This window comes from Clostridium sp. CTA-17, from assembly GCF_054767895.1.
On the sequence record NZ_BAAABF010000002.1, the window covers coordinates 193,888 to 215,319 of the forward strand.

Below are 21,432 nucleotides of genomic sequence, written 5' to 3' on the forward strand. Positions count from 1 at the left end.
TTTCAATATATCCTTTTGTATTTTAATTTATAATTAATTTTTATATTATAACTAAGAGTAAATAAGTTTAATATTGCAATTTAGAAATATATTTTATACAAGTTTTTTTATGTGATATAATTTATATTAATGATTTAAATATTTGTTTAGGAGATTGTTATGGAAGTAAAAGAAATATTTAAAGCTAATGGTGTGAAAGTTACCAAAGCTAGGTTATTAATATATGATTTATTAAAGGAAAGTGATAGAAGTATTACTGCCGATTATATATATAGTAAATGTAAAGAGATAAATTTATCTACTGTTTATAGAACTCTAGAAGTATTTTTAGAGAAGGATTTAGTGGATAAGTTTGAATTAGGAGATGGAAAAAGTTCTTATAAATTAAAGAATAGAAATATTCATAAACATATTTTAGAATGTGATTTATGTCATAAAGAAATAGAAGTTCCATGTCCTATGCAACAGATTGAGGAGCTTTTAAGAAATCAAACAGGATTTAAGGTTAAAGAACATAATCTTACTTTAAAGGGTATATGTGAAGAGTGTATAAATAATAAGAAAAAATAATTTTAAAATAGAATATTTACTTCAAAATTATAAGTATATCAATATTTATAATTTTGATATTTTATGTATTATTATATTTATAATTAATACTAGATTAATTAATAAAACTATAAGCTATGAAGTAGTGAATAAAAATATTCATTATTTTATAGCTTTTTTATTAAATTGTATAAATTCACAAAAAAGAAAATATAAAGAAAATCTTAATAAAAACTGAAATTTATTCATTGTTTAAAGTATTTATATTACTTAAAATGGGGTTAAAAAGGAGGGGATTATATGATAAAGTTTGAGAAAAAAAAGAAAAATAATATTACTATAGTAAATATATATAATTTTATAAGAAAAACAGTATATCCAAGTGGAGAATTTGTTGAAGATGATTTTCAGACAGTAGTTCAAGAAATTGAGTTGATAAAACAATATGGGTTTCCTGCAACCTATGCACTTAAACATGATGCTTTAATGGATGAAAGATTTGTAAACATTATAAAAGAATCCATAGATGAATATGACGAGGTTGGAGCTTGGTGGGAAATAACTGAGGAATTATCAAAGAAGGCAGGAGTTAAATGGAAGGGTGAAACTCCTATTGATGATCATGTTGATAAGGGATATTCACTGGGATACAGTCCTGAGGATAGATTTAAAATGGCTGATGTTTACATGGATGATTTTAAGGAGATATTTGGATACTATCCTAAGACTGTTGGTTCTTGGGTTATAGATATAAGAACTCTAACTTATTTAAAGGAGAAGTATGGAGTAATAGGAGGGGCTATTTGTAGAGATCAGATTGGAACTGATGGATTTACTCTTTGGGGAGGATATTTTAATCAAGCCTATTATCCAAGTAAGTTAAATGAATATATTCCAGCCCAAAGGGAAGAAATGCAATTGGATTTACCTTTATTTAGGCTTTTAGGACCAGATCCAATTTATAACTTTGAAGAGGGATTACGTCCAGAATTAAAAGGAGTCCATACTTTAGAGCCAGCATGGATAATTGGACAAAATAAGGAATGGGTTCATTGGTTTTTTGAGTGTTTAAATGAAGAGGAAACCTTAGGATTTTCTTACGCTCAGGTAGGACAGGAAAATACATTTTTATGGAATACCATGTATAAGGGATATGAAGTTCAAATAGAACATATATTCAATTTGGAAAAGGAGAAGAAGCTTAGAGTTGAAACTTTAGCTGAAAGTGCACTTTGGTATAAGAAGAAATATAGATTAACTCCACCTACTACCTTTGGTGCTAAAAAAGATTGGAACACTTATAATATGAAAACTTTATGGTATAACAGTAGGTTTTATAGAAGTAGTTTTTTATTTGAAAATAATATTTTAAGTATAAGAGATATTCATTTATTTAATGAAAATTATAAATCAAGATATTATGATAATTATTTAAATAGCAATGAAAGTGTATTTGATGCATTGCCTTTAATGAGACCTCATTACTGGAAAAATGAAATAGATGAAAGACCAGAAATAAGCTTTGTTAAATTAAAAAGACTTGGTGTATATGAAAAAATTAAAGGAGATACCATAGACTTTAAAGGGATTAATGAGGATAAATGCGAAATAACATGGAATTTAAATCATGAGGAAAGCATAAAAATACTTTGCTATGAAGATAAGATAAGTATTAAATTTAATGTGAAAGATTCTAAAGAATGTATGCTTTGTATAAATACCTTACCTGTTCTTCAGGAATTAAATTTAAATACGATTTTATGTAAACACAATGATTTTAAATATAAAATCTCCTTAATTAAGGGAGAATTTTCAGTAGATGAGGAATCTAAGATATTAATAATCCCAGATGAGAGAGAAATAGTTTTAGATTTAAATACTATTTGTCAAAGGCCTAAGGAAAAAGAGTTCTTTACTTATGAATATTTAAAAAATAAAGAAGAGATAGATGGATATGTACCAGAATATAAAAGGTATAAGAAAAGTAGTAAGGTTAAACTTAGAGCCTTTAGACCAATTATAAATATAGATACTTTACTTATGAATAAACCATTTTCTCAAGAAATTCTTTTAGGAAAAAGAGATAAAAAGGGAGAGATTAGATATACATTAGATGGAAGTGAGCCAAATGAGAAATCCTTGTTATATAAAGAGCCCATAGTTGTTAATGATAGAGCTTTTATAAAAGCTAAGGTTTTTAAAGAAGGATACAAGCCTAGTAATACTGTGGAAAGTAGAATATATGTAACTTTGCCAATAGCTCATATTAAAGGGTTAACTAAGCCTACAGACCACTATATGTACAATAAAAGAGGAGTTTATGATTTAATAGATGGTGAAAAGGGAAGTTTACATTATACTGATGGGAAATGGCTTGGGTATACAGAAGATATGGAAGTAATAGTTGACTTAGGGAAAGTAAAAGAAATAAAAGAAATAATGGTTGGATTTTTACAAGATACAAGGGCTTGGATTTACTATCCTAAGTTTGTAGAGTTTTATTCTTCGATAGATGGAGAAGAGTTTACCTTATTAACAAGGGAAGAAAAGGATAAGAATGAAAAAAGAGAAGAAGTAGGAAAAAAGGATATTACATCACAAAGAGAAATTAAGACTAGGTATATTAAAATATTTGCAAAGAACGAAGAAGTATGTCCAGCTTGGAGTATAATGCCTGGAGAAGGGCCTACCTTTATGTTTGTTGATCAAGTTACAGTAATATAAAGAGATTAATAGCAATAAAATTTAAAGATTTTAAAGCTATTTAAAAGGAAAATTTTGTTCCTTTATAAATATATAGATGTAATATATTATTTAAAATACAAATGTATATTTAGGTTTTAGATATGTTATCATATCTAAAACTTAAATTAATTTACAATAAATTAAGGTTAAAAATATAAATTTAAATTATTATATATAAAATAATTTTATATATTTAGCTTATATAAAATATGAATTATAATGTGTGAGAATAATTTTTTAAGATACACAGGGGGAAAAATGGACAAGAGAATTGATTTAACCGAAGGAAAAATAACAAGCAACCTTATAAAACTTTCCATACCTATTATGGCTACCTCTTTTATACAAATGGCTTATAACATGGCAGATATGATATGGGTTGGTAGAATAGGAAGTAATGCAGTGGCAGCTGTTGGAACAGCAGGATTCTTTCCTTGGCTTGGTATGGCCTTTGTAATGATTTCTAAGGTGGGAGCTGAGATAAAAGTAGCACAGAGCCTAGGAAGAAATGATATAGATAGTACAAAGGATTATATAAAAAGTGCTTTTCAAATAAATATTATACTAGCTATTATTTATTCAATAATATTACTTTTATTTAATAGTCAGTTAATAGGATTTTTTGACTTAGGTAATGCTGAAGTTATAAAAATGGCTGAGACATATTTAATTGCAGTTGCTTTAGGAATGATATTTAACTTTTTAAATCCAGTGTTTACAGCGGTATTTACTGGTTCAGGAGATAGTAGAACGCCTTTTATAGCTAATACTATAGGATTAATTTTTAACATAGTTTTTGATCCAATATTAATATTTGGTATAGGAATATTCCCAGAGATGGGTGTACTAGGAGCTGCCTTGGCTACAGTTTTAGCTCAGGTTATAGTTACAGTTACATTTTTATATATAATGATAAAAAGTAAGGCTGAATACTTAAAAGTAAATATTTTTAGTGGAATTAAAATAAATTGTATGAAAACTTTATTCCATATTGGATTACCTGCAGCACTTCAGAGTGGATTATTTACTGTTTTTTCAATGTTTATAGGGAAAATAGTTGCAGTATTTGGCCCTGTTCCTATAGCTGTTCAAAAGGTAGGTTCACAGGTTGAAGCCATTGCATGGATGACAGCAGGTGGAATATCTACTGCCTTAAGTACATTTGTAGGACAAAATTATGGAGCAGGAAAGCTAAAGAGAATAGTAAAGGGATTTAATATAACTATGATAATTTCTCTTATAGTAGGAGTATTTGCTTCATTAGTATTAATTATATTTGGAGAAGAGATATTTAGGATATTTATACCAGAGGCACAAGCTATAGAGCAAGGAACAGTTTATTTAAGAATACTTGGCTATTGTCAGATTCTTGTTTGTGTAGAAATAACCACAACAGGAGCATTTAATGGATTAGGAAGAACTTATATACCATCAATAATAAGTATATTATTAACAGGAGCAAGAATACCAATGGCTTATATTATGTGTAAACCTGAGTTTTTAGGATTAGAAGGTATTTGGTGGGCCATAAGTATAACAGGAGCTTTAAAAGGGATAGTAGTATATGCAATATATAGATACTTATATAAGAAAAATAAACTTTTTAAAGTATATAGGGATGAAAATGAAAAGGAATGTATAAGTATATAAATTCAAGTTATATATTTACGACTCTGTTTTAAAAATAATATGGTTTATAAAAAATTAATAAAACGTACAAACATATTTCGAGAATTACTACACTTTGCTAAGAATTTATAATTATTACTCCAAAGATATTACTAAGCTATAAAACTTAAGTGAAAGTCCAAATTTTTAATTTGGATTCTTGAACTTATGTAATCGAACTTTGTGAGATTGTATTCCTAAGAAGTTAACAGTTTCAGCTTCTTAACGTAATATCTTCTCCGTAATAATTAAATTCTAAAGCTCATCTAGATATTCTCTCCATATTGTTTGTACGTTTTATTATTAATTTCTTTATACGAAGAATCTATATTGGTATTATAATTTTTTTCTATTTAAAATTAATGATAATATAAGTACTATTACTGAAGTTAAAGCTATAGTTCCTCCTGGAGCTAAATCAAATAGAGAAGCTAGAAGTAAACCGCTTAAGACATCTATAACTCCTATTATCATTGAAATAATAAGGGATTTAGTAAATCCTTTTTTAAACTGCATGGCAGTAGCTGCTGGTATAACAATTATTGATGAAATAACCAGTATTCCCATAACTCTAATTGAAACAGAAATAGTAGCTCCTACTATGATTGTAAAAATATAATTTATAAGTTTTGTATTTATTCCAGAAACCTTAGCACCTTCTTCATCAAAGGTAGTATAAACTAATTTATCATATAATGAGAATATACCTATAAAACAAAGTAGAGAAACTAAAGCTATTATGGTTAAATCAGTTTTTGAAACTGTTAATATACTTCCGAATAAAAAAGAATTAACTGTTGTACTAGACTTACCACTACTAACTAATATTAGTGCTAATCCTAAACTAAAGGTAAGTATAATAGACATAGATAATTCTGCATATTTTTTATAATAATTTCTTAATAATTCTATAAGTAATGCACAAATAGTAGTAAATAAAAATGCTGTTAAAAGAGGATTGAATCCAAATACTAGCCCAATTGCAACGCCTGCAAAGGAAGAGTGGGAAAGTGTATCCCCTATCATTGAATATCTCTTTAACACAAGAAAAAGTCCTATACAGGGACATAAAAGAGATATTATAAAACCGGCCATAAACGCATTACGCATAAATTCAAATTGAAACATATTTTGTATAATAGACATTTTTAAAAAGAGCCCTTTCTATATAAATTCATTATTTATTTCATCTAGTTTTTTTAAGTATTCATTATTTTTAAATAAGGTAGCTTTAGAATCTTTTAATTCAAGAATATATGATGAATACTTAAGAGATTTTCTTATATTGTGTTCAACACATATAATAGTCATTTCCTTCTCTTTATTTAACTTATAAATAAGTTCATATATATCTTTTTGAGTCTTTTCATCTATTCCTGTAGAAGGTTCATCTAATATTAATATATTAGGGTGTCCTATTAAAGCCCTTGCAATAAAAACTCTTTGTTGCTGACCACCAGAAAGAGAACCTATTAATCTATCCTTAAATTCTAACATATTAACAGCTGAAAGAACCCTGTCTATTTCGCCTTTATCCTTTATTTTTAATGTTTTTAAATGTACTTTTAATACTTCATAAACTGTAATGGAAAATTGGGAGTTAAAGTTATCAACTTTTTGAGGAACATACCCAACGCTATTTAAATTTATCTCGATGCTTCCCTTAATAGGTTTTAAGTATCCTAAAAGAAGTTTTAAAAGAGTAGTTTTAGAACTTCCATTTTCTCCTACTATTGATATAAATTCATTTTCAGGTAAAGTTAAATTTATATCATTTAATTGATAGGGTTTTTTACCACTGTAGGAAAAGGAAAGATTATTTATCTTTATCAAATCGTATCACTCCTAGTATAATTCTAAAATAAATTATACATGGATTTTAAATCAAGTGCAAATAATTTGCATTTTAAGTTAGCTTTTCTATTTCTTTTAAGTCCCAAACTGAATTTTCCTTTTTTTCAAAATAAGCTTTGCAAGAAATAGATTGGTGAGGCTTATCATAACTAATTCCATTAATTTCTACAATAGCAATATCCTTATCTAAAAATGATAATTCAAAATTTTTAATGGTTAAAAGGCTATTTTCTAAATCTCCTCTTGTTGTTAAATATTCAGTTGCAAAGTATAAATCTTTACATTTTTGCTTAATATAAATTTTATTAATAATAAAAGCACTTGAAAATATAATAATAAAAAATAGGGATACTCCTAAAATAAGTCTTCTTAGCATAAATTTATTCATGAAAAATCACCTCTAGTATATTAATGTTACATAAAATATATTACCATAATTTTACATTTGAATAAAGGTAAAGAGGAAGACTTTATTTATATATGTTATATGCACTTGCAAATATAAATATAAATTTTATAATTAGTATATATAGTAAAAGAGGAAAGGATGATATAAGATGGATTTTTCTTCATTAGTTATAATGGAAAAAGATAAAGAAAATGGAGTTATAAAGGGTGAGTTAGGAAGTTATTCAGTTTTAGAAGGAACTAATTTTGTTAAAAAGTTATATTGCGTAGATGGAGATGTAAGTCTTTTTTTTGATACAGACAAGGATGTTTTAGAATGGGAATTTTCAGCAATATATGATTTGTTCAATGTGGAGGCCCTTACTTCATTAGGATATATAGTAGAAGAGTCTGATGAAGAATATAATCCAACTTGGGTAGTCAAATTTAAATTTGATGATGAGCATGAAGAAATGAGAGCAGTTTTAAATGAAGTTTGCTCTATTATAGATAAGCAAATGAAAAAGGTTTTTGAGGATATAAAGGGTAAAGAAGAAGATTATAAATAATATTTGAAAGGAGAATTAAAATGAGTGAGGTTAAAAAGCTTAGAAGAAGAGATGAAATTCCAGAAAGTGATAAGTGGAGAATTGATAAGATTTATGAAACTCCAGCTAAATGGAATGAGGAATTAAATAAGTTAAAAGAGGAAGCTCCAAAATTAAAAGATTTTGAGGGCAAGTTAGGAAATAAGGAAGAGTTAAAAGCCTTTCTTGCATTAAATGAAAAATTAAGTAGAAAACTTGGTAAACTATATGTTTATGCTCATATGAGAAGTCATGAGGATACATCTAATCCTGAAATGCAATCTTTAGTAAATAAAATAGATCCATATTCAGCAGAGTTTTCAAGCTATACTGCATACTTTGTTCCAGAGATATTAAGCTTAAAAGAAGGAACAATAGAAAATTTCATAAATGAGGATAAGGATTTAAAACAATATAAAATATATTTTGAAATGATATTAAATGAAAAGCCTCATATATTATCAAAGGAAGTTGAATCTGTTTTAGCTTCTGTATCAGATTGTTTAGGAGCTCCAGAGAGCATATATTCAATGCTTACTAATTCAGATATGACTTTTGGAGAGATAGTAGATGAAAATGGTTCAAAAGTAGAATTAACTGAAGGAAACTATAGTTCTTTTATAAAGAGCAAAGATAGAAAGGTAAGAGAAGCTGCCTTTAAACTTTTATTTGGAACATACAAAAAGTATGAAAATACTTTAGCAACAAGCTTATCAAGTTCTATTAAAAACTTTGTTTTTGAAAGTAAAACAAGAAAATATAATAGTTCTTTAGAGGCTTCTTTAAAACCTAATAATATTCCAGTAGAAGTTTACTATAATGCTTTAAAAACTGTAGATGAAAATATGGAGGCTCTTCATAGATATGTTAGAATTAAGAAAAAACTTCTTAACTTAGATGAAATTCATATGTATGATTTATATGTTCCAGTTATAGAAAGTAAAAAAGAACATTTAGAATATAAGGATGCCATAAGTTTAGTTGAAGAAGGATTAAAACCTTTAGGAAAAGAATATTTAGACATATTCAATGAAGGAATAAATGAAGGTTGGATAGATGTATATGAAAATAAAGGAAAGAGAAGTGGAGCTTATTCATGGGGATCCTATGATACTATGCCATATGTATTATTAAACTATAATTATGAGTTAAATGATGCATCAACTTTAGCTCATGAAATGGGTCATTCAATACATTCTTATTATACTAGAAAGACTCAACCTTATATTTATGGAGATTATAGTCTTTTCTGTGCAGAGGTTGCTTCAACAACAAATGAAATTTTACTTATACATCATTTAATAGATAAAGAAACTGATAAAAATAAAAAATTATATCTAATAAACCAAGAGCTAGAGCAAATAAGAACAACTGTCTTTAGACAATTAATGTTTGCAGAATTTGAGATAAAAACTCATGAAGCTATTGAAAATGGAGAATCTCTTACATCAGAAGTTTTATGTAAGATGTGGAAAGATATAAATATTAAATATTTTGGTGAAGATATGAAGGTAGATGAAGAAATATCTATAGAATGGGCTAGAATACCTCATTTTTATTCTGATTTCTATGTATATCAATATGCTACAGGATATGCAGCTGCATCTTCCTTTGCAAATTCAATTCTTGCAAAAGGAGAAGAAGCTGTTGAAAAATATAAAGGCTTCTTAAAGGCTGGAGGATCAATGTATCCTATAGATACATTAAAAATGGCTGGAGTAGATATGACAACATCTAAGCCTCTTAAAGATACCTTAGATAGATTTAATGAGCTTTTAGATATGTTGGAAGAAATTATTTAGAAGATTGAGGAGAGGCAATGAGTAAATTTGAGCAAGATTATTTCAACTTACTTATAAATAATTATGGTTTTTATGTAGAAGACCTAAAAGGAGAACAAGGTAAAGAATTATGGATAGCTTTAAAGACAGTTAAAGATGACGGAAAATATGCAGTTATAATATCCAAGTCTTATGAAGAGGAAGAAAATTTAAAAATTGCCGAAGATTATTTAAAAAGTTTAGGTAAGTCATATTCTCTTCATAATATAATTCTTTATAAAAGCTATGATAGTACTGAAAAAAGTGATGAAGACTTTTCTATAGATGAGAATTGTCATAGAATAATTGTTGATGTTCAGAAAAGAGAAGTTTTAAGCAATGATAGGAGCTCTGAGCCTCTAGCAAAAATATTAGAATTTTTATTAAAAAAGAAAGAAGAACCAAAGGTTCCTTGGTATAAAAGATTAAGATGTGGAAAAGTTACAGGAGTATTGATTGGTTTAAATATTTTAGCTTTTCTAGTTTGTCTTATTGTAGCTACTGCTTTAGGTGCTGGATTCTTCAGAAATATAATAGAGATAAATCCACAAATTCTATATTGGATGGGTGCTAAGCATAATAATGCAATAATATTCCATGGAGAATATTATAGATTAGTAACATCTATGTTTTTGCATGGTGGAATAGTCCATCTTTTATTTAATATGTATGCCTTATATATATTAGGGGATTTCATAGAAAGAGTTTATGGAGCAAAAAAATATTTAGCTATCTATTTTGTTTCTGGAATAGTAGCAAGTATATTTAGCTTATACTTTTCACCAGTTATGGGAGTTGGAGCTTCAGGAGCTATATTTGGGCTTTTAGGAGCAGCTTTAGTTTTTGCTTATAATGAAAAGGATAGGATTGGTAAAGGTTTAGTAACTAATATAATAGTTATTATATTGTTAAATGTATTTATCGGTCTATCAATGTCTAATATAGATATATCTGCTCATTTTGGCGGATTCATAGCAGGAGCTATTTTAGGCCTTTTCTTCCATAATTATAAAATAATAAGAAAATAAAAAAATAAAAACTCCTCTGTTTTAATAAGTTCAGAGGAGTTTTTTTATCTTGTTTAAAGAGAATTTTAATTTATATTATTTATTTCATAATAAAAACTTCATTATATAATTTACCTTCAAAATTAAGAATAAATACTATATACTAAAAGATGGATAATTATTAAATAATAAGGGGAGAAGTATTTTGCAAATTTCAAATGTAGATATAAAATTAAATTCAGATGACTTAATGAGCTTTATTAATGATTTTGTAAAAATTAAAGGTTTAGAAATAAAAAGCTTAAAAATAAACAATGGTATAGAAGTGGAAGGAGTATTCAAAAAGGTTCTTGCTCTAGGATTTAAGGCAACTTTGGATATTTTAGGAGTAGAAGGAGATAATCTTGTTGTAGGGGTTTCAAAAGCTAAACTTATGAGTGTTGGAATTTTAAAGCCTTTTAGAAAAATAGGTTTGAAAATAGCTTTAAAAGGTTTTAAAAATCAGGGAATATTAGTTAAAGAGGATAAAATACTTGTAGGTTATAAAACAATATTGGGTAATATACCTTTCTTAAATTTAAATTTTAAGGAATTGAAAATTCAAGGAGAGGTTTTAAATATTGGCTTAGAAAAAATAGATGTAGAGCTTTCAAAGATTAAAGAACCTGTTTTAGAAATAGAAGTAAGAGATGATATTGAAGAAGAGGAAAAGACAGATGATTACATAATGAGCATTGATGTACAAAAAGTTGAGGACATGTACACAAGTAGCAGAGAGTATGTAGTTAATCATATTCCAGAGAAAGCTAAAGATTATAAGGATTATATTATGTTCTTACCAGATATAGTAGCTTTAATATTTAGACTTTTAAAAGATAATAGAGTTCCTATGAAGACTAAGGCTGTAGTAGGTGCCTCTTTAGGATATGTAGTTTGTCCATTTGATATATTACCAGATAAAATACCTTTTGTAGGTGCTTTAGATGATTTAAGTGTAATTTTCTTTGCCTTAAATAGAATAATAAATGATGTAGACATAAATGTTATATTAGAAAATTGGCAAGGAGAAAATGAATTTGTAGTTATTTTAAGAAAGACTGTAGAATTCTTTAGTGGATTTACAGGTGCTAATAATTTAGATAATATATATGAAGTCATAGATGTAATAACTAATTAAAAAGGAGTGAAATAATGGCTAAAAAATATTATGCTATAGCAAAAGGAAAATCAGGGATTCCTAAGATTGTTGAAACTTGGCCAGAATGTCAAAAAGAAGTAATAGGTTGTAAAGGCGCTAAGTACAAAAGTTTCACTTCAAAGGAAGAAGCAGAAAAGTTTATTGCTATTCATGAAAATGGAGGAAGCTTTGAGGAAGTTAAAGGAAATGAAGAGGTTAAGGATGATTTAATTTATATTTACGTAGATGGTAGCTTTATGGTTCATAAAGAAAATTATTCTTATGGCTTTTTAGTAGTAAAAAATGATGAGATTTTATATGAAGACAATGGTGTTGGATATGATAAAGAAGCAATAGCTTTAAGAAATGTATCAGGAGAAGTTGAAGGAGCCATGAAGGCAATTGAATATGCCATAGAAAATGGATATAAGGATATAGTTCTTTGTTATGATTATCAGGGAATTGAGAGCTGGGCTTTAGGAACTTGGAAAAGAAATAATAGAATAACTCAAAATTATCATGAGTTTATGCAAGAAAAATTTAAAGTTATAAAGGTTAGATTTAAAAAAATAAAAGGACATAGCGGAAATAAGTTCAATGATAGGGCAGATATACTTGCCAAAAAAGCATTAGAAAGTCTTTAATGCTATGAATTACCTCTAATAAAAATGTTTTAATGAGACAAACTAAATATGAAATCATTATTAAAAGAGGTGATTATTATGGCAAATAAATTAATGACTACTTTAGCCATAGGTGCTATTGGAGCAGCTGTTGGTATGATGGTAACTCCGAATTTAGACAGAAAAACTCAAAGAGCTATTAAAAAGGCTTCAAGAAGAATGATTGATGCAGCCGGCGAAAGTATGGGATGGATGGAATAACTTATAAAAAAGCAGCTTAAGGCTGCTTTTTTGTATATATATAGAAATTTTTTTATTATGTAGAGAAATTTTCGATTATAATATATAATAATTTTAAAGAATAAGTACATATATTAAAAAAATAAAGATATAAGTTATTAAAATTAAAGTATGTAATTAAAAAATGTTAAAAAATGCACAAACATATAGATTTTTTTACAAAAATACTGAATAATTGACATTAAAACCTAAATTTATGATATAATTTAATTGGTTATGGATGTTAAAATAATAACAGTAAGAGGATGATTTAAGCTATGGAAATATTATCATTGGGAGAAAAAATAAAAAGAAGAAGAAAAGAATTAAATATGACTCTTAAAGAATTAGCGGGGGAGAGAATAACACCAGGACAAATAAGTTTAGTAGAGTCAGGAAGATCAAATCCTTCGATGGACCTTTTAGAGTATATTGCAATCACATTAAATACTTCTGTTGAATATTTAATGGAAACGGAAAAAACACAAGCTGAGAAGATATGTTTATATTACGAGCAAATAGCAGAAAGTGCTATTTTAAATGATGATATAAAAAAGGGTGAGAAATTTATAGAATATGCAATATATTATGCTGATAAGTATGACTTAATATATAGGAAAGCTAAAAACTTAGCATTAAAAGCTGAGATGTATTTAAAAAGTGAAGAATACGTTTTAGCTCAACAATATTTCTTATCTGCAAATATGTTGTTTTTACAAATAAACAGTAATATAGATATGGTAAAAACATACTTGAATATAGCAAAAATAAGCTTACATTCAAAAGCATATTATTCAGCTAATTCATATTTAAAAGAAGCTGAAAAGATATACATAAATAATAAATTAACTGAAGATTTACTTTTAGGAGAAATATATTATTTAATATCAAAAACATACTTCTTTATTGAAAATTTACCAAAGGCAATAAATTTTGCATTTTTAGCAAAAAGCGAATTTGAAAAAGTTTACAATAAGAAAGCTTATGCTAAGAGTTTGGAATTACTAGCAGAAGAGCATGCTAAAGTTGGTGATTTAGAAAGTGCAATAGCATACTCAAAGCAAAGTCTTAACGTTTATAAAGAGTTAGAACAATTAGATAAAATAAGTTCAATAGAAGATTCTCTAGGAAAATTATTCTTTGAATTTGACAATATAGAAGAGTCCTTTGAACATTATAATAGGGCTATGAAAATAAGAGAAGAAAACACTGATTCTAAACTTTTAGATACTTTATTTAATTTATGTGAAAATCATATTAAAACAAAAAATATAAGTAAATGCATAGAAATTCTTAATGAAATAAAAAATAAATTAAATGTAAGTGATGTTAATAGATTAATAGAATATAAGATTCTGACTTTTAGAATAGAAGTTTTACAAAACAATATAAAAGAAGCAGAAAATATTTTATTAGATACACTTGAAATTGCTAAGAGAAATGATATGAAAAAGAAAGAAGCAGATATTTCTATAAGACTAGGTAAATTTTACTTAGAGCTTAAGAGAGATTATGAAGCGGCTAAATACTTAGACAAGGGTATAAATAACTTGAAAAATTTAGGTGTAATTAAAAGTTAAGGTATAGGTGAGAGTGATGGATTTTTTATCTACTGGGGAGAAAATAAAAAGAGCTAGAATATATAAAGGTTTAACATTAAAGCAACTTTGTAAAGATGATATATCTATATCTAGAATGAGCTGTATAGAGAATGGAAAAGTAAAAGCAGACAAATGGGTGCTAGAATTAGTTGCGAAAAGATTAGATTTAGATTTAGAGTATCTTTTATGTGATGATATAACACAACTAAATAATTCTATTGATAAATATATTGAAAAAAAAGTCTTAACTGAAAGTGAAGCTGATGAGATAAAAGAGTACTTAGAATATTCTTTAGGTAAAGAATACGAAGAAATTTCTGCAAAACTTATGCATATTTTATTTATAAACTATACTAATATTAGAGAGTTTAAAAAAGCAAAAGATTTATTAAATGAGTACTCAAACATATATGAAAGCAATAGAGATAGTAAAAGAATATATTATGAAGATTTAGCGTTATACTTTACAGTAAGAAAGAATTTTGCAGATGCAATAACATATTATAACATGCTTTTAGATTTCCTATTAAAAGATGGAATAGAAAAAAATAATGAGCTTTATATAAAAAATGCTACAGCTTTAGCAATATGTAATTACAGAGTTGGTAATATAGAGAAAAGTAGAGAAATAATAAAAGATATTTTCTCTATTGAAGGAATTAATCTTAATAGTAAGTGCTTAGGGGAAGCCCAAGGGATTTTAGCTATTTTAGCATTACTAGAAGGAAATAATGAAGAGTTTGAAAGAAATTATGCTTATTATAAAGAAAAGATAGATTGCAATTCTTACAACTGGAAAAGAATAAATAGTCTTATTATTGATGCTTTCTTAAAATGCGGAAAATATGAAGAAGCCCAAAAGCTTACTGAAGAATCTATAGAAAAGGTTAATAAGGAAGATAAAATAGGGTACATAGAACTTTTATTATTCATAATAAATGTGTACAATGCCAATGGATGTATAGAAAGTGTTAAGGAATATTGTGAATTATCACTAGAGTTAGCAATAAATAAAAATAATATGTTCTTTATAGAGAGAAGTTATTATTTTAAAGCAGAATTAAGTAAAAATGAGAGAAATGATATGCAATGGGAAATGTATATGAATTTAGCAACAGATCTTTTACTTAAATTTGGTACATATGAAGAGAAAAGAGAAAGATATTTAGAAATGGCTGATCTTTATCACTATTTAGATGATACTAATGAAGCTTTAAAATATTTAAGTTTTGCTATAAAAGAAGTGGATAATTTATATTAATATAGAATTAAGGAGTTACATCAAAATTAGTAATACACTTTACAAACATATTCCGAGAATTACTAGATTTCGCTAAGAATTTATAATCATTATTACGAAGATATTACTAAAGCTTCGAAACTTAAGTGAAAGTCCAAATTTTTAATTTGGATTCTTGAACTTATGCAATCGAACTTTGTGAGATTGTATTCCTAAGAAATTAAAAGTCTCAGCTTTTTAACGTAATATCTTCTCCATAATAATTTAAATTCTAAAGCTTATCTAGATATTCTCTTCATAATGTTTGTAAAGTGTATAAAAAATTAATTTGATAGAACTCCTTAATTTTATTTTAAAATGAAAGAAGAGCTAGAATGTTAAATTCTAGCTCTTTTCATATATATTTAATCTCTATAAAATAAGTCCATTGTTTGTTGTAAAAAACTTAATTTGCAATTAAAACAATTTAAATTAATCGGTCTAAAAAACTTTTTTAGCCTTGCCATAAAAAATACCTTCTTTCATATCTTCTCTTTTCTTCTATATTTATATTATATACCTATTTCCTTGATAAAATAATTTGCATGTATGTTTAAAAAAATGTACAAATGTAAGGAAAGTTTTTAAGGAAAATATTTGAAAAAGGCAAAAAAGTACTCTTTTTTCATGGTTATTATACAATATTAAACTTTTTTTAGTATAAATAGTTCTGCACAATATCCTTGAAGAGTTGTTTGTATATTTAAAATAGTATTTTTTTTGGCGTACTTAAATTCTATTTTGGGATATGAAGCTTGGAATAATATATCCTTTTCTGCTTTTCTTAATCTCTTAGGTTTTCCCATAGAAAGCCAGTAATTAAATGAAGAGCCAAAGTTCTCCCCTATGGTGTATTTAGTTATTCTAACATCGCTATCTAAATCAAGTAAGTTTAAGGAAAGTTTTTTATCTACCAAGTCTTTAACCCCTCTTAACTTAGTAAAGTTTTTAAAATCTATAAGGGAATCAATTTCATCATTATAGGTATATACAAGAAGTTGATATTCATCCTCTGACTTAGTTAGTATATATCCATCTCCCTTATAAAGAAGGGTGTCTCCTAGTTTGCTTAAAAAATAGTAAGCATAATAAGAGGGTTTTTTAATTCCTTTATCATTTACCATTGCTGGATAGCCAAAGAAAACTTCATTTGTAATGTCAATTTGTCTGTCTAAGGCATCAAAGGCTTTTATAAAGTTTAATTTGTTTCCTGAGTTTACAGTATTATGAATTATAAATGGAAGCATATAAGCAGTGTCATATATTAAATCTATTTTATTGTTTGGAGTATAAAGTTCATTTACTAAAGTTAAATCCTTAGATTCAAATAATTCAATTAAAGAATTTTTTAGTTCCTCATTAAATGTAGAGGTAAATTGGAATTTTAAATCTGTTAATTCAAAACTTTCTACTTCGTTAAAAAAGTCTATGAAGGATTTTATAACATCTAAGAAATTATCATTAGAATATCCAGAATCATCTAGGACTATTAAAGGGATTAAATCTAATGAAGATATATATTCAAAAATATCAAAGGTTCTAGTCCAGTTAAAGAATTTTGAACCAGGGAATATGCCCATATCTGATGAAAATACATGTAGAAGTCTTATATAGTTATACCCTATATGATCTTGAAGATCTTCAACAATATCTTGGTTATCTTCTAATAATAAATCAAAGGCATCTCCTACATTAAGAACTTCTTTAAAGTACTTATTAAATTCAGTGCCTTCAGTATTCATATTAAAAGTAAGCTTATGAATCTTATCTTCATAATTAAATCTTGGATAATCATCTAAGTAATAAGAAAGTTCTTCAAGACTATCAGCTAAGGGATAGTATGTTATTTCTTTTTGTTTATTATATTCCTCTTCACTTATTTTATGTTTTTTTCTAAATTGAAGAGGAGTGCAATTGTAATAGGCCTTAAAATGTTTATTAAAATAGCGAGTATGAGAAAAGCCTATTTCATAGGATATTTCAGATAAAGACTTATCAGTATCTAAAAGAAGTTTTACTGATTCTTCAACTCTAGTTAAGTTTAGAAGGTCTGTAAAGCTTAGTCCAGTTGCATATTTTATTTCATGGGAAAGATAGTGTGTACTAAGAAACTCAGTATTAGCAATATCTTTTAAGGTTATATTCTTATTGTAGTTATTATATATATACTTAGAAATTCTATGGTATCTTTCTAGTAGCATATTATTCTCATGAATTTCATCATTATCATATAAAAGATAGTGGAAATTATTTAAAAGGTGGAATAAAAGCTCTACTAGGGATTTTTCTATATATTTATCATAATCATCTACTTTTTGAGCCTCTTCACATAATATAATGGATAAAAATACTCTAAGTTTATCGTAAGATTCATCACTTTGAGCACCTTCATCAGAGGTGTTAGTATAGAAAAACATATTTTCTATGTCGCTATAATATTTTTCAAAAAAGTGTGGATCTATTTTAAATATTAAAACTCTGTTATCATTATTAGAATAAATTCTATGAGTTTGTTCTGTGTTTACTATTTCAATTTCATCTTCTTGTATTTCATAACTGTCAGTATCTATATCTACTTTTATACTACCTTTAAGAACATAAAGTATTTCTATTGCATCGTGCCAATGCAAGGGGTAGTTTTTTATGTTTACATAAGATATGGTTACAGGTATGTCTGAAGGGAAATTAACATATTCTTTTCTCACTTAAAAAACTCCTTTATATAATAGGATTAAACTAAATTCTAAATAATATTTGTTATATAAAATTTAGTTGAATTTATTTAATAAAATTAATTCTTAAAAAGATTTTCATATTAATAAGCTATTAATTACTGTAATTTTAAATAAATTCGCTTTTATTAATATTATATCCTAATAAATTTTAAAAATAAAATTTGTTAAATAATGTTATAGGGTCAGTTGATAAAAATAATAGGATGATTTAATATTAAAAGTGGTGATTACTTTGAATTATGTTTATATTTTAAAATGTAAAGATGAATCTTTATATACTGGATGGACTAATAATTTAGAAAAAAGAATAAAAGCACATAATAATGGATGTGGAGCTAAATATACTAGAGGAAGAGGGCCAGTAAAACTTGTTTATTTTGAATCTTTTGAGAATAAAAGAGAAGCTCAAAGTAGAGAGTATTATATAAAGAAACTTACAAGAAATCAGAAGTTACAACTAATAAGTAGTAAAAGTATTGAGGAGGAAATTTATGAAAAAGAAATTAACCTATGATATTTATTTTGAGATTATTTTTTATATTTTACTTGCAGGATATTTAATCTATGGAATACTAAATAAAGATTTGATTTTATTATATTCAACAGGGTTAACCTTTATAACTTTAATTTTACCTAGACTTATATGTAAAGTTGCAAAAATAAAATTATCTCCATTTTTAAATTTTATAATTGTAGGCTTTATATTTATTTCAATGTTTTTAGCTAAGGTAAATAACTTTTATGCAATACCACACTGGGACACTTTTTTACATACAGTATCCGGAATATTAACCTTTATACTTGGGTACATGTTATTTTTATATCTTAATAATTACAAAACTGATAATGTAAATTCTTTAGTTATAGCTGTATTTGCCATGATATTTGGAATTGCTTGCACAGCAGTATGGGAAATGTGGGAGTTCTTTACTGATCAAACCTTTGGATTAACTGCTCAAATAAGTTTATTTGACACTATGAAAGATATAATAACAGGAAGTATATTCCCTATAATTTTAGCTCCATCTTTAAATAAGTTTTTAAAGGGGAAAAAGAATAGATTATTTCAAGATTTAACAGATTTTATGAGTGACAATAATAAAAGAAAATAGAGTTAATAAGAGTATGATGTATCAAAAGAACTAAGTTACAAGTCTTAGTTTTGGTACATCATATTTTTTATACTAAAAAATATTGATTTATTATTAATTAAGTGTGGATAAAAGGTTAAAAATAAATTTTTTCTTCTTTTATTATAGTGATTAAGTCTTTTTTATTTTAGAATCTAAGGGAAGACTTTTAAGTGGGGAGGCTTTAACATGTTTAGGGAAGAATTTAGTAATGTTATTAGTGCAGGCAGAGGAAAGATTAATCTGCTAAATAATAGTAAGGGCCGTTATTTAGTATATGCTATGCTTGCTGGACTTTACGTAAGTTTTGGTATAATGCTAGCATTTACCATAGGAGGAATATTAGATAGTGCTAATTCTCCAAGCACTAAAATAATAATGGGAGCATCTTTTGGTGTAGCCTTGAGTTTAGTGGTTTTTGCAGGATCAGAACTTTTTACAGGAAATAATTTTGTAATGACTATAGGAATGCTAAACAAAGAGGTAACATTTAAAGAATGCGGAAAAGTATGGGGACTAGCTTATGCTGGTAATTTTTTAGGATCTATAATAGCTGCTTTAGGTTTTATAGGGGCAGGATTAACTACAGGCAGTGTAAGTGATTTTATGATTAAAACTGCTGAAATAAAAATAAGCTTGCCACCAGAGCAATTATTTATAAGAGGAATATTCTGTAACATATTAGTATGCTTAGCTGTATGGTGTACCTTTAGATTAAAAACAGAAACATCAAAGTTAATAATGATATTCTGGTGTCTTTTTGCCTTTGTAACATCTGGTTTTGAACACAGCATTGCAAATATGAGCTTATTAGTAATAGGAGTTATATTAACAAAGGGAGCTATTATAACAGTAGCAGGATGTTTATATAATCTATTTTTTGTTACACTAGGAAATATACTAGGTGGGGTTCTTTTAGGGGTAACCTACTATTATATATCTAATAAAAAAGTAGAAAATAAAAAACTAGTTCATATTCAAAAATAGCTTTTTATAAAACTTACAAAGATTATGAAGAGGATTCTATTAATTCTCAGAATAAGTTTGTAAGTTTTTTTATTATATTTTCATAAAATCCTATTTTATATTTTTCTTTTAAATGTTAAAAATATAATTATACAAGTTCTATTATTTAATGAAATTTTGTGTTAAATTAGATTATATTGTGTTTGAATAATAAGATTTTTATAGAGTAGGAGAGATTATGAAAGCATTAAGTAGTGATAAATTAAAAGGTATAAGTTTCTTTTCGGGACTTAATGATGAAACCTTAAAATATATAGAGAAAAATTCTAAAGTTTTAAAAAAGAAAAAGGGAGAGCATATTTTTAGAGATAAAGATAAGGTTCAGGATATTTTTATTGTTTTAAAAGGAAAAGTAACCCTATATAAGATGAATGAATATGGGCAAAAGAGAATAGTTTACATACTTGGAGAGGAAAGCTTTTTAAATGAAGTAATAGTTGATGATTTGCCTGCCTCAATAAATGGAGAAGCTTTTGAAAACTCAATAATACTGAGTATAGACAAAAATAAATTATTAAATATAATGAGCCAAGATTTTGAGCTTACAAAGATTGTTTTAAATGAAATGAGTAAAAAGGTAAGAAGATTATATAGACAAATGAAAAATGTAACTCCAATAAAATTAGAAAAAAGAGTAGCAGCAAAGCTTTGGAAATTAAGCAAGGATTATGGGAAAGAAGTGCCAGAGGGGACACTTATTGATTTAGATATAAGCATAACTTACTTAGCAGATATGTTTGGTTCTCCAAGGGAAAGTGTATCTAGAGCTATTAAAACTTTAAGAGATGAAAATTTAATAATAAAAGAAAATAAAAAGATAATAGTACCTGATAGAGAAAGAATTGCTGCATATTTTAAATCATTAATATAATGAAGCTTTAGAAAATTAAATATTGTGAGCTTTTACTTGTTTTTTTGTTTTGTAATTTAAGAATTTTTACAGTGTAACAAAAATCACATACTCA

The 21,432-nt window shown here is 26.5% G+C and carries 19 protein-coding genes; 15 read left to right on the plus strand and 4 right to left on the minus strand.

What is annotated here, in order from left to right; genetic code table 11:
• Positions 1 to 159: 159 nt before the first annotated feature.
• From ACYUCG_RS05185 to ACYUCG_RS05195, 3 genes are all read left to right on the plus strand, one after another.
• Positions 160 to 570: a Fur family transcriptional regulator gene (locus ACYUCG_RS05185; protein ID WP_060796441.1), complete on the plus strand. Its 411-nt coding sequence runs from the start codon at positions 160 to 162 to the stop codon at positions 568 to 570.
• 279 nt (positions 571 to 849) lie between these two features.
• A complete protein-coding gene (locus tag ACYUCG_RS05190; RefSeq protein ID WP_460268241.1) occupies positions 850 to 3,273 on the plus strand; it encodes an FN3 associated domain-containing protein in 2,424 nt (807 codons plus the stop codon).
• Positions 3,274 to 3,552: 279 nt separating this feature from the next.
• Positions 3,553 to 4,944: an MATE family efflux transporter gene (locus ACYUCG_RS05195; RefSeq protein WP_283677765.1), complete on the plus strand. Its 1,392-nt coding sequence runs from the start codon at positions 3,553 to 3,555 to the stop codon at positions 4,942 to 4,944.
• 354 nt (positions 4,945 to 5,298) lie between these two features.
• On the opposite strand, the gene ACYUCG_RS05200 is transcribed toward ACYUCG_RS05195, so the two are convergent.
• From ACYUCG_RS05200 to ACYUCG_RS05210, 3 genes are all read right to left on the minus strand, one after another.
• A complete protein-coding gene (locus ACYUCG_RS05200; protein WP_003454588.1) occupies positions 5,299 to 6,108 on the minus strand; it encodes a metal ABC transporter permease in 810 nt (269 codons plus the stop codon).
• A gap of 18 nt (positions 6,109 to 6,126) precedes the next feature.
• The gene (locus ACYUCG_RS05205; protein ID WP_060796438.1) at positions 6,127 to 6,795 is read right to left on the minus strand and encodes a metal ABC transporter ATP-binding protein; all 669 of its coding nucleotides are present in this window, start codon (positions 6,793 to 6,795) and stop codon (positions 6,127 to 6,129) included.
• Between the two features lie 73 nt (positions 6,796 to 6,868).
• Complete coding sequence (locus ACYUCG_RS05210) at positions 6,869 to 7,204, minus strand: hypothetical protein (protein ID WP_283677764.1); 336 nt, start codon at positions 7,202 to 7,204, stop codon at positions 6,869 to 6,871.
• Positions 7,205 to 7,373: 169 nt separating this feature from the next.
• Here ACYUCG_RS05210 and ACYUCG_RS05215 point away from each other — a divergent pair, with 169 nt between their 5' ends.
• The 8 genes from ACYUCG_RS05215 (at position 7,374) to ACYUCG_RS05250 (ending at position 15,558) form a co-directional block, all read left to right on the plus strand.
• A complete protein-coding gene (locus ACYUCG_RS05215) occupies positions 7,374 to 7,772 on the plus strand; it encodes a DUF6762 family protein (protein WP_283677763.1) in 399 nt (132 codons plus the stop codon).
• A 20-nt stretch (positions 7,773 to 7,792) separates the two neighbouring features.
• On the plus strand, positions 7,793 to 9,592 hold the full coding sequence (pepF, locus tag ACYUCG_RS05220) for an oligoendopeptidase F (protein WP_421752434.1): 1,800 nt from the start codon (positions 7,793 to 7,795) through the stop codon (positions 9,590 to 9,592).
• 17 nt (positions 9,593 to 9,609) lie between these two features.
• The gene (locus ACYUCG_RS05225; protein ID WP_421752436.1) at positions 9,610 to 10,638 is read left to right on the plus strand and encodes a rhomboid family intramembrane serine protease; all 1,029 of its coding nucleotides are present in this window, start codon (positions 9,610 to 9,612) and stop codon (positions 10,636 to 10,638) included.
• 184 nt (positions 10,639 to 10,822) lie between these two features.
• Positions 10,823 to 11,794: a YkvA family protein gene (locus ACYUCG_RS05230; RefSeq protein WP_060796433.1), complete on the plus strand. Its 972-nt coding sequence runs from the start codon at positions 10,823 to 10,825 to the stop codon at positions 11,792 to 11,794.
• A 14-nt stretch (positions 11,795 to 11,808) separates the two neighbouring features.
• The gene (locus ACYUCG_RS05235; protein ID WP_139933546.1) at positions 11,809 to 12,438 is read left to right on the plus strand and encodes a ribonuclease H1 domain-containing protein; all 630 of its coding nucleotides are present in this window, start codon (positions 11,809 to 11,811) and stop codon (positions 12,436 to 12,438) included.
• 78 nt (positions 12,439 to 12,516) lie between these two features.
• Positions 12,517 to 12,678: a YtxH domain-containing protein gene (locus ACYUCG_RS05240; RefSeq protein ID WP_181159615.1), complete on the plus strand. Its 162-nt coding sequence runs from the start codon at positions 12,517 to 12,519 to the stop codon at positions 12,676 to 12,678.
• A gap of 296 nt (positions 12,679 to 12,974) precedes the next feature.
• Entirely contained in the window at positions 12,975 to 14,276 is a 1,302-nt protein-coding gene (locus tag ACYUCG_RS05245) for a helix-turn-helix domain-containing protein (RefSeq protein WP_139933545.1), read from the plus strand.
• A gap of 16 nt (positions 14,277 to 14,292) precedes the next feature.
• On the plus strand, positions 14,293 to 15,558 hold the full coding sequence (locus ACYUCG_RS05250) for a helix-turn-helix domain-containing protein (protein WP_060796592.1): 1,266 nt from the start codon (positions 14,293 to 14,295) through the stop codon (positions 15,556 to 15,558).
• A gap of 662 nt (positions 15,559 to 16,220) precedes the next feature.
• Here ACYUCG_RS05250 and ACYUCG_RS05255 read toward each other — a convergent pair.
• Complete coding sequence (locus ACYUCG_RS05255) at positions 16,221 to 18,281, minus strand: helix-turn-helix domain-containing protein (protein WP_240298421.1); 2,061 nt, start codon at positions 18,279 to 18,281, stop codon at positions 16,221 to 16,223.
• Between the two features lie 262 nt (positions 18,282 to 18,543).
• Between ACYUCG_RS05255 and ACYUCG_RS05260 the strand changes: the two genes are divergently transcribed.
• From ACYUCG_RS05260 to ACYUCG_RS05275, 4 genes are all read left to right on the plus strand, one after another.
• Positions 18,544 to 18,825 carry a GIY-YIG nuclease family protein gene (locus ACYUCG_RS05260; protein WP_131440117.1) on the plus strand — a complete coding sequence of 94 codons (282 nt, stop codon included), beginning with the start codon at positions 18,544 to 18,546 and terminating at the stop codon, positions 18,823 to 18,825.
• Entirely contained in the window at positions 18,803 to 19,423 is a 621-nt protein-coding gene (locus ACYUCG_RS05265; RefSeq protein ID WP_265886224.1) for a hypothetical protein, read from the plus strand. Before ACYUCG_RS05260 ends, ACYUCG_RS05265 begins: the two co-directional genes overlap by 23 nt.
• 207 nt (positions 19,424 to 19,630) lie before the next feature.
• Complete coding sequence (locus ACYUCG_RS05270; RefSeq protein WP_143831592.1) at positions 19,631 to 20,428, plus strand: formate/nitrite transporter family protein; 798 nt, start codon at positions 19,631 to 19,633, stop codon at positions 20,426 to 20,428.
• 217 nt (positions 20,429 to 20,645) lie between these two features.
• Positions 20,646 to 21,338: a Crp/Fnr family transcriptional regulator gene (locus ACYUCG_RS05275; protein WP_139933541.1), complete on the plus strand. Its 693-nt coding sequence runs from the start codon at positions 20,646 to 20,648 to the stop codon at positions 21,336 to 21,338.
• Positions 21,339 to 21,432 lie beyond the last annotated feature (94 nt).